Raw genomic sequence first — 13,774 nt, 5'->3', positions numbered from 1 at the left:
TATTGCTATACTATTCCATCGCATGAAAATAAAAAGAGGAAGATTTTGTGTGGTTTTGCTATCGTTAGCATTACTCTTCTGTGCCGGAGTTTCTTCCGCAGCGATACGGCTACCCGCACTGATTGCGGATCGCATGGTATTGCGGCGTGATACGGAACTGAAAATTTGGGGATGGGCAAACCCCGGTGAAAAAATAACAGTACGTTTCCGGGATAAAAACTATCTTACGGAGACAGATGCTACAGGCAACTGGGCTGTTAGGCTACCCGCACAAAAGGCGGGGGGGCCTTATATGTTACAGGTGAATGAAATTACAGTCCGGGATATCTTGATTGGCGACGTATGGCTCTGCTCGGGACAATCCAATATGGAGACACCAGTCGCGCGGCTGGTAGAACGGTTTCCGGAGATTAACGTGTCCAACAACCATATGATCCGTTATTTTAAGGTGCCAACACAGCACGCGCTAGAAAACCAAAGCGAAATTGCCGATGGTGGGCGATGGTGCTCCGCAGTAGCTTCGGAAGTCATGAATTGGACCGCACTGGCTTATTTCTATGCGCAGCAGAGCTATGCACATAACGGCGTACCCGTCGGTATGCTTGTCTCCAGCCTTGGCGGATCTACCATCGAAAGCTGGATTAGCCAAGAGCAATTAAAGGAATTTCCGAAGCTGCTGCTCGACCGTCCAGCACTGGACAGTATGCGCTTGGCCGAACGTGACCAAGGGATCGACGATTGGATAAAACCCGAATGGGATGATAGCAATTGGCCCACTTTTACGGTACCGGGCTTGTGGCGCGAGCAGCAAGTGGAAAGCAAGGGGGTACTTTATTTCAGAAAGTCGTTTGAATTGCCCGCCGACCTATCAGGTCGATACGGAATGCTTTATCTAGGTACCATGATCGACAGCGATTCGGTATTTGTGAACGGACGTTTTGTGGGAGCCACAGGCTATATGTATCCACCCCGTAAGTATGCTGTGCCAGCGGGCATTTTACGTGAAGGTTCAAATCTGGTTACGATACGCCTTCGGTCAACTAGTGGAAACGGCGGCTTTGTAGCAGGCAAGTCCTATAAACTGGTCGTAAATGATAAAGAGATCAATTTGGCAGGGCAATGGAAATACCGGGTCGGTATGGATCTGGCGTTATCCAAAAGTTATCGCGCGCGACTTAAAAATAAAAATGAGGTCGGGTCGACGCTCTATCATGGAATGATCTACCCATTGAAAGATGTAAAAGTAACTGGTGTCATCTGGTATCAGGGCGAAGCCAATTCAGATGCGCCGCAGAATTACGAACGCTACCTTAAGCTGCTGATCAAAGACTGGCGACTCACATTAAATCGGCCCCAGCTGCCCTTTTTGCTCGTACAGTTGCCCAACTACATGCCTCAACAAGAACGTCCGTCTGAATCGGGGTGGGCGCGCATACGGGAGGCACAGTTTAAAGTAGCCCAAGAGGTGCGCTATACGGCGCTGACAGTCAACTACGATATTGGTGAATGGAATGATATCCACCCTTTAAATAAAAAGGATCTTGCTGCACGGCTACTGCTAGCTGCCCGAAAGTTGGTGTATGGTGAAAAATTGATCAGCACAGGACCAACTTATCAGCGCATGGAAATCAAAGGTAACAAAATCGAACTCTTTTTTACCAACGTCGGAAGTGGTTTAGCGATCCGAGATGGCAAGGTGCTCAAGCATTTTGCTATTGCTGGACAGGACGGCAAATTTAGATGGGCTAGAGCGATTATCAGTGGTCATACAGTGGTTGTAAGCCATCCGGATGTATCCCATCCTGTGGCGGTACGTTATGCATGGGCCGATAATCCAGCCGATGCGAACCTCGTAAACAAAGAAGATTTGTTGGCTTCCCCATTTAGAACAGATAATTGGTAAGCCATACGCGAGCGAACAGGGTAGTCGAACCTATGCCTGGATGTTGTCATTCATAGGGAATTAATTTGTTGTGTAACGCATGGTACATGTCATTGTCTAACGCATGGTACATGAAAAGCATAGTGCATCAAAAAGAAAGACTGGCGTATACATGCGCCAGTCTTTCTTTTTAATGTCTTTTAAATCATCTCAGATTTAGAGATCGCGCATAATTTTAATATTTTCATGCGCTTCCCGTTGCTGGCTGAGTTGAATCTGAATCAGATTTTTAGCACCAACAGATAACTTATCCGCTTCCTCGAGCGCTTTGCTGTAAACCTCGCTAAAAGCAGTCTCGCCACGCTCGCATTGCTGCAATAAATCCTGTAAATCGCCGCGCGACAATTTTGATTTGATCACCATCCATAACCGAAAAAGTTCGCCACTCAATTTGGTGCGATCCGTAGCATATTGACCGGCAAGCTCAACCAGTGGAGTGAGTTCAGTGATAAACTTTTCAGACTGCGCGATGCGTTCTTTGAACACGGCCTCATGGGCACCATCGCCCTGCTCATTGGCTAAGTCAATAGCAAGTTCGTAACCTTCGATGCGGTCATTGTTGATCTTAATAAGGTCATTTAAAATATTGGGGTCGTTCTGATTACTTTTCATTTTTTTCTTTATGCTTTTTGTTTTCCTTTATATTGTTTTTTCTATACATGCTATATTGTCTTTCTTTATGTGCTATCTCACTTATTATATTAATTCCCTTTTTATACTATCTTCCTTCCAGTGCTATCTATTAACATGAACACGGAAGATTAATCATTAGTTTGTCTTTATTTCTTTGATGATAATAAAATACCGGTAACCCTTGATTTTGAGCGGTTTTAATTCGAATGATAATTGACTGTTTCCTATGCTCATGGTGTATAAGAGCATAGGCCATGCAAAATTTTCTCATAAAAACAAACGTTCTGCCTGGTTAAAGAGTTTATTTCTTAAAAACACTAAATACAATGGATTTAAACAAGGAAAAGAAAAGCAAGCTACAAACGTATTGGACGATATTAAAAAATACCGTATCCGGATTTACAAATGAAGACTCGATGAAATATAGTGCGTCCCTATCGTACTACACCGTTTTTTCCATCGGACCAATTTTGGTTTTGATGATTTCATTGGCCGGAATATTCTATGGAGCCGAAGCAATTCAGGGGAAAGTTTTTGACGAACTGAATGGATTGGTAGGAAACAATGCTGCTAAACAGATCGAAGAGGTCATCCAAAACCTTCAATTATCGGGCAAGTCCAACATGGCACTGGTCATCAGTATTGTGACGCTAATTATCGGTGCAACGACCGTTTTTGGCGATATGCAAAATTCGATTAATAAAATATGGCACGTGCGGCCAAAACCTAAGAAAGGATGGTTAAAAATGATTCAGGATCGATTGCTGTCATCGTCGCTTGTGATCGGGTTGGGCTTTTTATTAGTCGTCACATTGATTGTCAATGGAATAATCTTGGCCTTAACGGGGCAGTTGCAACGCTATTTCCCAGATATTACTGTTGTGCTGATGAATGTAATCAATTTTGCCATTTCCTTTATTGTCATTGTAGTACTCTTTAGCGTTATTTTTAAAACCTTGCCGGATGTGAAGATCCAATGGAAGACGGTGCGTGCAGGCGCCTTGTTTACGGCCATTTTATTTGTCATCGGTCGCTACCTGATCGGAATCTATTTGGAACGGTCAGCAACGCAGGATACCTACGGTGCGGCTGGTTCATTTGTGCTTATTCTGCTTTGGGTATATTATACGGCGGCCATACTTTACTTCGGTGCGATATTTACGCGGGAGTATGCAACTGAGATGGCTATCCCAATTGAACCTTCTGAATTTGCGGTACATGTAGAGACTCAGGAGATCGAGCGCGATGTCGATGAGATCCCACCGGCACCGCTGGATGCAGAGGAAACAACAATTGATACAACGGAGCAATAACACCGTAAAAGAACAGGAATATTTTTAACATTTGATAACATTTTTTTTAAAACGATTAAAGCTATAGGCTGTTATATCTATAAAAAACGAAAGGAAAATATTATGAGTGAATTAACATGGAAAGGTCGTTGGAACGAAATTAAAGGTAAGGTAAAACAGCAATATGCAGATCTTACAGATGATGATTTACTATACGCAGAAGGTAAAGAGGACGAATTGGTAGGTAAACTTCAAAAGAAAACAGGAAAAACACAAGATGAGGTGAATAGCTGGTTAAACGGCTTGTAGCATAGTGTTTTTATGGTAAAGGCGGATAACAGCAATGTTATCCGCCTTTTTTATGGCCGCTTTCTGTAAAAAAGATAACTACTTAAAAGACTTACGTTTATAAGAACAGCAAAACTGTTAGAATAGATAATAGTGGTAAGTTCTACAATAAGCTTCAGCAGCATCAAGGGCGAAAGATCGTCCACATTCTTTTCCTTCCAACCGCTGATTAGCTGGGTTAAGCATAGAAATTACGCTTTATAATGCTCAGCTGCTTAACACCATCCCTTAGAATGGGTAACCGATCGCAAGGTTAAACATAAGATTGTCTTTACGCCATCTTGAACTTCCAAAATCGATATCCTTTAACACCCAGCGCTCACCCTTAGGTAAATAAGGTACGCGGAGTGGAATGGAAAAGTCGGTACGCAGGATGAGGAAGGTAAAGTCGAAACGTAAACCTAATCCGCCGCCCACAGCGAGCTCCTGGAGAAAATCTTTACTAAATTTCCCTCCCGGTTTGGTTTCATCTTCACGTTGAAGCCATACATTCCCCGCATCAATAAAGGCCGCCCAATGGATTGGACCAGTAATTTTTGCGCGGTATTCGGTATTGAGCTCCAGTTTGATATCACCCGTCTGATCGGCGTAAAAAAGACCATTACCAAGACGTTCTGGTGCCACGGTACCGGGTCCGATCGCACGCGCACCAAAGGCACGGATACTATTTGGTCCGCCTACATAATATTGTTTCAAATAGGGGAGGGAACGCGAATTGCCGTACGAGTAACTCATTCCGATACTTACCCGCGACGCAAGCTGTGAATTTTCGCTAAGCTTGAAATAATGCCTGCCGTCAACGCTTGCTTTAATATATTGCGAAAAGTACGCGTCGAAGAGCTTAAAAGTTTTGCCCTTATTAAAATCCGCGCCTTTGATCAATCCCAGAATATTGCCCGAAAAATCCAGATTTCCCTTAAAATAAAAAGTGTTTTGCAGATGTTTTTTCATGGTATTCTGAAAGGTGAAATTGTAGTTGGGACCAATCGTAAATTGGGGGTCGATCACATGGCGTAGCGCGGGAATGGTATCCATCTGATTTTTGTAGCTTTCTGAAATACCCCGCGGTTGCACATAGGTAATTTCCATCAATGCAAGATCATGCTGTTTCTCTTCGTTCTCCTGCCAGGTATACCCATAGTCCAAAGCAATGGAATTAAGGGTATAGGCCTTTCTCCGATTTAAAAATTCGTAACGTGCTTTGATATAGGTATTCGGAATAAATTGGCGCGACGGATTTATGGTACCAAATGGCGTTAGTATGCGTGGGAAAGTCAAGGTAGCCTCAGTACCGTAGCGGAAATAGCTGGAGTTGAGATCAGCATTGCCACCCGTCTGTAATTCGTAACCGCCGAATACATTGATATTAAGCTTTTCGGCACCTTTGAAAGCGTTGCGCAAGGTCCAGTTCACATTGACTTCGGTCCCGTTGTACACGCTGGCCATTTTGCCAAGTAGCTCTACCCGTATGGACTTCTTGGGCAGCGGTGTAAGGTAATAGTACACATCAAGCGCATTTGGTACTTCTTTGCTATCGACAAAATTGTTTTTAACAAATTTCCAGCTATTCAGGTTCACGAGGTGGCTGATGGTCCTGTTGTGGCTATCCCTGTTATAGAGGTCGCCTTCTTTGAAAAAGATGTGATTTGCAATAACGGGTTTGCGAAAGGTATGATTTGGATCGATAAAGTAATAACTGCTGTCAAATAATTCAGCATTTCTGGCCGAACGTTGGTATCCCGTACCAGTCTCGTTATAGTTGGGGTAGATGTAAATCTTATTGATCTTGGAAGGCACCCGAGCCTGTTCAGGCGTTTCTTTTTTGACCGTCACATAGAGGTTAACTTTGTGGTCGCCGATTGTACTATCTACCTGCACGAGGATGTAGTCTGGACTAAAGTAATAGTAGCCTTTGTTTTTTAATACATTGTCGATGCGGTCCCTTTCATTGAGCACCACGTCAAGACTATAATTGTTATTAACCCGCAAGAGGCTCTCGCTTGAATTCTCCCGAATATCGCGGCCGAGTTGGGTGGTGCTGTCAACGTCGAAAGTGACGGATTTTATGCGGTAAATCAAGTTTGGGGTGGCGGTATAGTCTACCGTAGCTTTTTTATTTTCGACAATGGTATCTGAGGTGACTTCTGCATTAAAAAATCCAATATTCTCCAGTCGATTGCGGAGAAGATTTTCATTGTATTCTCGATTGACATCGCTTAGCAGTACCGGCTCTTCGCCGATTTTTTTGAGAAAACGTTTGATAAAATTGCTTTGGGCAGTGTCACCGGCCATGTTATTAAAATAGAGTTTATAGGGCATTCCCAACACCCTTTTATTGGGCTTAGGTCGAAGCGACTCTGCCAAATAAGTCGCCAGCTTTTCCTTGTTTTTCTTTGAAATGGTATCCGATGCTATCTTGACATTCCCTTTCACATATAGACTCTCGCCTTCAGGCAGGTTTTTAGTAGAAGAACAAGCAGCAATTAGTCCCCCTATTGTCAGTAAGGCTATAAGCCATTGTAATTTAATTTGCATGGTAAGCCCTTTCCTCATCTTCATTTTTAATCGCTGTAGTTTTAATCGTATCTAAATGTTTCGGCGCATTATTTTTTTGCGTCCTATGTGTTGTACTGTCCACCTCCTGGCGGCGTTGCTGTTCTTTTTTCTGCTCTTCAATCCGTTTGCGGTATTCTGGGCTATGCAGCATTAGACTGTCGCGAATAACTGTTCTAACGCTGTCGCGATACGCCGAATCCTGCTCCATACGATCCACATCAAAGCGTTTCCTAAACTTCTTGCTGCCGGTGTCGTAGAATTCCTTCAATTTTTTGGAGCGCATAAAGATCTCCTTGAATCTGTTGTAGTCCATGTTGATAATGAAACCGATTCCGGTTTCAACAAATTGCCCCTGTAGGGTAACTTGATATTGATTTTTACGGTAGAAGCGCGCAAAGTAGCGTCCATCTTGGGAGAGTTGATAATCCAGTTGAATATCACCCGCGATGTTATTGGAAGCCTCTCCGGGACGGGAATTTCCTTCTACCTCAAAATTAGATCCGATGCTGACTTTCAGGCGGTCGTTGAGTAACATCTTGGAGACGCCAATGTTCAGGTCGGTACGCGTCTGAGCCGCACCCGTGCTGTAATCGTCTTCCGATGTGAGGTTGAAATCAAGCTCCACTCCAGTAATCAGGTCTGAAGCCAGTCGGTTGAGCTGAGCACTCAAAAACGAACTGACGCTATTCCGTACCAGTGCTTCTGTACCACCGCCGCCGGAAAGGCTTTCAAATGGATTGGCAGACATAAACCGGCCGAGTACAATTAATGAAAACACCTGTTTATTAAGATCGGACGGGTTGTCGCGCAATGTTGTTAATGCGTTGTCCACCTTACTGATGACATCCTGCGATACAATGGCATTATTAGCATTCAGGTCGATGTCGAAATTAAGCTGTGGCTGAAACAACTGATCCGAGATCTTCAACAGCACGTCAAATGGAATCTTTTGTTTATATAAGTTGGCGTTTTGGGTACCGAGCTGTGGTGCAACCAATTCTAACGTTGGCGCCTTCAAAGTGTATACGGCTGTTATGTTCAACTGTGCGTCCAAAGGATCGCCATTCCAGGTTATTGTGCTTCCTTTTTGAAAGGTAAAATCTTTACTGACCGGTCCAAAGCTAAATGAATAACTTCCTTTCTCCACGGTAAATGTCCCTGACATCGTAATTTTACCGCTGGCATCCACGCCGGCATTAAGTTCGGCTTCCCCCTGAATGTTGAGAGCGTCCTGCGAACCTGCATCGAGTAAAATCTTAAACTTGGCATCTTTATCGGTCTGTAAATTCAGGTCGACATCTATTCCAGTGAGTTTCGTTACGGTCATCGAATCTAGTCTGGCAAGTGCATTTGCAGTGGCGGTATCCCGTTTGTCGACAAATTCAACCACCCCTTTCCGGTCGGCCATCCCAGGTTCATTGTTGGGCATGACCAGCGTAAAGTCGGTGCTATCGAGTACCTTGATAGTTCCATCCACAATTGGTTTGTCCAGATTTCCGCCGATTTGCAGATTGGTGCCAAGATACATTTTTCCATAAAACATATCGTTGTCCGCTTGCGTGGAATTCAGTACTTCAAAGTTGTCCATCTCGATGTTGAGGTCAAAGTCGAAATCGGTGTAGGTCTGCGTACGGATCGAACCACTAATTTGAGCCATATTCCCTTTGCTATCTTCAAGCTCAAAATTTGGAAAGGATATGCCGTTTTGGTCGAAGCGGATCTGTTCATCTTTTGCTTTAAAAAGTGAATTGAGCATGGCAACATTGAATTCGGCCTCCCTAAAATTAAGGTCGCCCCTAATCTGTGGTTTTGACGGCGACCCCGTTATTTTTAGCTGACCTTCGAGGTTGCCCTTGGCATCTTTCAAGTTACCCATACTAAAGGCCTGCACGGTCTTCATGGTTAGCGGTGCGACATCCAGCGTAAAGTCAAGCGTGGCATCACCCTGTGGTGGATTGATAAAGTCTCCGCTAAGGACGAGGTTATTTCCGTTTTCGGTAATGCTCACATTGGCATTGTAGGTGTTTTCACGTGCATTGTTGACTTTTATATTGATATTTCCGACGGTATCTTTTCCGAAGTAAAACTTATCTACCACAAGATCGGCAACAAACACAGGACTACTTTCGAGTCGGGATAGTGTGGTTTGTCCGTTGATACCACCGCCCACATCGAGACTGTCGCTCATCACCATTTTGGTCAGCGTCTCAATGCGAAAATTGTTGAACGCTACATTTAAAGGTGAATTGAATAGGCTATCCTGGGAAGCAATGCGGAGTTCCTGGCCCTTGTTACGCAGTACAAAATTGTTGGCCAATATCCCGGCACTACCAAATTTAAGCGTGTTGTTGGGGGCCACATCCCACTTATCGTAATTGAGCATTAAGCCGTCCTGCAGCAGGCTGAATTCGAATAGTCCATTTCGCGCCTGCATGTCTGCCCCAACGTGATATTGCTCTTTATTTTGTTTATCTTTGATCCATAGCCCCATGTTAATCATGTTTTGCGCGACCTTTCCGCTGAAAACCGTATTGGTAAGCTCAATACTGCTGACTTTAACCTTGTTGATAAGCGCCGAATAGTAAAGTGCGCTATCGAGACTATTGATATCCAAGGTTACATTGTTTATTTCTGTACCGCCGTAAACGATGCGCGGTGCATCTAACTTGGCTGAGAGGTTTTTGGACGCGCTGTTAAATAGACCGTCCAAACTGATGGCTTTCATTTCAGTGAGTTCTGGAAGAAAATCCTGAATCAGTCTATTTCGTGTCAGCTGTGCCGAAAATTCGATGCGCTGCGGCGAATATGGTGGAATCGAAACGGGTTTTTCAGGTTTATAATATACCTGCAGAAGATCCTGAACGGCACTTTGCAGTTCCAGAATTTTGTATTGACCAACCAGGTGGGCATTTAAAAAATCAGATTTCAAGATCAGCTGGTTGCGGCTCGTATCGGCCTTGGCCAGTAAGGATACAGAGTCCAGCGCATAACGATCGTTGTTGTATCGGATCAGCGAGTTGGTAATATGTGCTTCACCGTTGAGGAAGTTTGGATCAGCAGTGGCAAAATTACCAGTTAGCTTACCCCGGTAGGTGAGAGCATCCGGCATTAAGTTTAGCTTTTGCAGATTGATGCTATCTACGGCTAGTTCAAAGGCCACCTTAGGATACTTAGCCCTCGTATTGGCCGTAGCGTTCAGTTTCAGTTTGATATTTGGGTCGGGACTTAAAACGGATGCTTTGATAGCGCCTTTATCTGCCGAAAGCGTCATGCCGATATCGTGATAGCGGTAGCCCATAGCGTCGAGCCTGTTCACTTTACCATCAAAGTTTGCCATAAGTTTCTTGGGGTCAGTTCCCTTTCCCTTAATCTTTCCTTCAAACGAAAGAATGCCCAATGTACTGTCCATCTGCATAATCTGACCGATATTGAGGTCACGGACGCTGACTGCTGCATCGTAACTGGTATCTTGTTTGGCCATATTGACCTTTCCATCGAGTTTGGCTGTCCCTTTTTCAGTAACCAGTGCAAGTTTCGTATTAAAGGCAGTCATTCCGCCTTTGAAAGTACCACTAAGGCCAATGGTGTTGGGGAGTTGAATGCCACTCGGCAACATGGACTTAGCAACTAGTTTTTCGATATCCGAACGGCCTGTGGTCAGTTTTTTCAGATTCAGGTCTACCGACAACTTATTCATATCGGGAAGTCCTTTTAGATGAAGACTGGCGATCAGCCGCGTATTTGATAACGTTTGAAAATCGATTGTAGGGATATGAAGGTCATTTACACGGCCGACAATACGGGTATCAATATAAAATTTCTTATCGAGCAACGGCTTCATCACTTGCATGGTATCGAGGAAGGGTGCAAGAAATCGGATATCTCGCATATCGATATGACTCTTGCTGATGTTGGCGTTCACGGTAATCAGTTCTGGTTTTTTGGCAATCAGATCTAGGGAAGGGTAACTGAATTTGACATAGTTTCGGATCAGTGTCCGCGGAGTTTCTACATATAGGTTTTTGATTTCGGCACCGGTATTGGTATAGTTGAAATCGGCTTTCAGCTGTTTGATAACGAAGCCAGAATGGTCTGAAGCTACAAGCTCTTTCAATGATCCGCTGATGGAATCTGCGCTATAATATAAATCAGTCAGCTGCGTTTTAAGACCTGGCATGTGGATGTTAAAATAATCGAAACCCTTCATGCGGGGCTGGTTGTCATCTCTAAAACGAATAGTGGTGTTATTGACGCGGATGTCTTTGGCCGATACCACCCAATTCATTTTTCCAGTCGCACTTGAATCTATTTGCGCTGCATCGGCTTTCTTCGGGTTAGCTTTTCCCTCTTGGGAAAGCGTTTTTTGAATTTTTCCCAGCAAGACATTGTTGTCCGACCCGTCTAGATCAAGCTTTTGAATATCCACAAACTCTTTGTTCAGATCAATTTTATTGAGGTCGGCATAAAAGCTTTTTATTTTAAATTCGGACTTAAGTGCGCTGGCCTGATCTTCATATCGGACCAGAACATTTTTGAGGTCTGCCACTTGAATGCCAACATCGGGGAGGAGGGACGTCGTCTGCGCGGTTTTATCGGTGATCCCAAAGTCTTCAACAGAAGGACCCGAGCCATCCACGGCGGGTTTCCATTGCTTAATGGTCGCATTTAGTCCGTCTATATTAATTTTGGGAAGCTCAAAGGCCATGTTGTTCGTGAGGTCAAACTTCTTTATATTGGTGTTTAAACTGCCTAAATACACGTCGGCGCCGCTACCGATTACTTCGTCGGTATAGACAACATGTATTTTTGAAAATTTAATTTTATCGAGGTTAAACAGCAGGGCAGACGTAGTATCAGCAGTAGGTTGACTTTCTTTTTCAGACGCAAAAGCCTTAACGATATAATCGAAATTAAAGGCGCTATCGGGTAAAGTACGTTGTATTTTGGCCGTAACACCCTCAACTTCCAAACTTTGGATTTCTACTGTATTTTTCAATAATTTTAGCATATTGATATCCACCGCAATGCTCTTTCCAGCAACTAAAGTGTCCTTACTCTGATCTTCGAGATAGATGTTTTCCAAAACCAGCTTTTTTGGAAAATCAATATTGATATAGCCAATTCTAACGGGGGTGCCAATCTTGCCTTCGACATAATGGGTTACTTTTCCGGCAATATAATTCTGTATCGTGGGAAGACGCAGCAAAAAAATAATTAGAATGAAGAGTCCAATGATTCCGCCAATAATCCACAATAATGTTTTTAAAGCAATTCGGGTAAATCTGTTCAATGTGTTGTCTGATTTAAGTTTACACATAAGACAACATAACCATACAAATGGTTTGGAATTTATAGATAGATATCGCTATAATGTCATTTTTTTACCACAGCATATACGCCAGGATGATTAAAAAGCCTCCCCGGATAAGTAATTCTTGCGCCAGTTCCTCGCGGTCCAACTTATACCAGCTATATTTTTCGTAATATCTACTGATCGTTTTCCTGTTTTTCTCGCTGACAATTTTATAATTTGTTTTCATAACCGATTTATATTGATGTCTTGTAACAGTATGCAATTATGGTGCAATTTTGGCAATTTGTTAGGGAATTTAGGTAGTTGATGTGGTGGTTTAGGTTATAAAATACACTGTCAAGGCGTATTTAAACGCTGCACCTCATTTCACATCAAAGGGAGTGTTTTATCTATACACTCATTCCGGCTTTGCTAATAGCGTATCGAAGCCGGAATGAGTATATGCAAATGAGTATACGTAATAGCGTTTGTTTATAGTTCGTTGTTGTTGTTGCGTGTACCAGGTTCATACGCTGTCCCATGTTCGTATCGAGCAGCCACTCTTCTAGTCCGTTGAGCTTGATCAGAAGGAAGTGTATCCATTTGTTTTCCTTCGCTATAAAAAGTATCTTCGCTAAAGTGGTAATGCGTATAAAATGTGGATGGATCATAACTATTGTCGCTTACGACAAATCCAACATTTCCGGTGCCTTCAAAGATGTGCCGGATAGATAATTCCGTTTCCGGATCGACATGATCTTCATGGTAAGCAGGCAGTCGAATGACCTGATCTTCAGTAATGGATAGAACCACCACCTCTCCATCATCAGCAGGATTGTATAAATAATCCGTTGCGGGCTCTTCTGTCGGAATCTCGTCGACAGTAAAGATCACGCTATGATTAATCGGCTCAACGGGGGGAGTTGGGTAAGCGGTATCATTACTCGCCTGAATCTTCGTGCCGTCATAAAGCGAGGCAAGACCGATGGGTACAAGTATTTTCTTATCTTCCTCCACAACAAATTCAGCATCATTCAGGTCGATGATAAGATAGCGAACCTGTTGGCTCTGCGGATCAAACAGCAGATCTGTTACCTGTCCGATCAATTGACCAGCCTCATTTTTCACTTTCCATCCGCGGATATCAGGTTCTCCATCGACTATTTCATAATCGCTTCCGCCGAGTTCAATCAAATGATTATAATTTTTGTCTTCTATTGCCATGTTTTTAGTTTTTGAGTTATTCAATTATTTCACGAGGGTCTAAAGAGTATCTCTTAGTGGCGCTGTGGTGTTTACACTTGTGTCTGGAGTAGCCTCGTTTAATTGTGCGCCGCTGTTGTAGCGGTTTACAAAATAGAGAACCAATCCCAATGCAAGAAGTGATAGCAGGAGCCATAGCCACCAAGGTGCTCCATTTTTAGGTTTTACTTCTAAATGTGCCATATATACTTTTTTAAAAAGAACAACACTTCATTGGCTTCGTTTGAAAAAAAAAATTATGTATAGGTTTGGCTATTGTAATTTGTTAGCTGTAATGCACGATTGGTATGAGCGATGTAGCTGGCTGAACACGTATGAGCTTAACGTTGAAGGTTGCGTGTTTTATAGTGTTTGATGGGACACTATCAAAAAAAAATAAAAATAATTTAAACGATTTGCCGTGAACACTGTTATTTGATCGGAAATGTATTAATTAGTTAAATAAAC

General features: G+C 43.2%; 9 protein-coding genes. 3 read left to right on the top strand and 6 right to left on the bottom strand.

The features are described 5' to 3' along the window. The first annotated feature begins 22 nt into the window (after positions 1-22). Positions 23-1,903 (top strand): sialate O-acetylesterase, encoded by a 1,881-nt coding sequence (locus tag VXM68_RS20915; RefSeq protein ID WP_367209902.1) that lies wholly within the window; start codon positions 23-25, stop codon positions 1,901-1,903. Positions 1,904-2,098: 195 nt separating this feature from the next. Here the strand turns inward: VXM68_RS20915 and VXM68_RS20910 are convergent, their stop codons facing one another. Then, the gene (locus VXM68_RS20910) at positions 2,099-2,554 is read right to left on the bottom strand and encodes a PA2169 family four-helix-bundle protein (RefSeq protein WP_293954319.1); all 456 of its coding nucleotides are present in this window, start codon (positions 2,552-2,554) and stop codon (positions 2,099-2,101) included. A 347-nt stretch (positions 2,555-2,901) separates the two neighbouring features. Between VXM68_RS20910 and VXM68_RS20905 the strand changes: the two genes are divergently transcribed. Together VXM68_RS20905 and VXM68_RS20900 are read left to right on the top strand one after the other, a co-directional pair. Further along, positions 2,902-3,888: a YihY/virulence factor BrkB family protein gene (locus VXM68_RS20905; protein WP_367209901.1), complete on the top strand. Its 987-nt coding sequence runs from the start codon at positions 2,902-2,904 to the stop codon at positions 3,886-3,888. Between the two features lie 102 nt (positions 3,889-3,990). Beyond that, positions 3,991-4,176, top strand: coding sequence for a CsbD family protein (locus VXM68_RS20900; protein WP_046675215.1), 186 nt, complete (start codon positions 3,991-3,993; stop codon positions 4,174-4,176). Positions 4,177-4,443: 267 nt separating this feature from the next. On the opposite strand, the gene VXM68_RS20895 is transcribed toward VXM68_RS20900, so the two are convergent. The 5 genes from VXM68_RS20895 to VXM68_RS20875 form a co-directional block, all read right to left on the bottom strand. Continuing rightward, positions 4,444-6,774, bottom strand: a complete 2,331-nt coding sequence (locus VXM68_RS20895; protein ID WP_312362116.1) for a BamA/TamA family outer membrane protein — start codon at positions 6,772-6,774, stop codon at positions 4,444-4,446. Next, positions 6,740-12,061 carry a translocation/assembly module TamB domain-containing protein gene (locus tag VXM68_RS20890; RefSeq protein ID WP_367209900.1) on the bottom strand — a complete coding sequence of 1,774 codons (5,322 nt, stop codon included), beginning with the start codon at positions 12,059-12,061 and terminating at the stop codon, positions 6,740-6,742. Before VXM68_RS20890 ends, VXM68_RS20895 begins: the two co-directional genes overlap by 35 nt. A gap of 91 nt (positions 12,062-12,152) precedes the next feature. Then, the gene (locus VXM68_RS20885; protein ID WP_367209899.1) at positions 12,153-12,311 is read right to left on the bottom strand and encodes a hypothetical protein; all 159 of its coding nucleotides are present in this window, start codon (positions 12,309-12,311) and stop codon (positions 12,153-12,155) included. Positions 12,312-12,556: 245 nt separating this feature from the next. Continuing rightward, positions 12,557-13,288, bottom strand: a complete 732-nt coding sequence (locus VXM68_RS20880) for a PRC-barrel domain-containing protein (protein WP_367209898.1) — start codon at positions 13,286-13,288, stop codon at positions 12,557-12,559. A 39-nt stretch (positions 13,289-13,327) separates the two neighbouring features. Next, the gene (locus tag VXM68_RS20875; RefSeq protein ID WP_028071410.1) at positions 13,328-13,510 is read right to left on the bottom strand and encodes a hypothetical protein; all 183 of its coding nucleotides are present in this window, start codon (positions 13,508-13,510) and stop codon (positions 13,328-13,330) included. Positions 13,511-13,774: the final 264 nt, after the last annotated feature.

Source organism: Sphingobacterium sp. R2 (genome assembly GCF_040760075.1).
Lineage (GTDB): Bacteria > Bacteroidota > Bacteroidia > Sphingobacteriales > Sphingobacteriaceae > Sphingobacterium.
The sequence above is the reverse complement of the archived record's forward strand: the minus strand, read 5'-3'. Positions and strand labels throughout refer to the sequence as shown.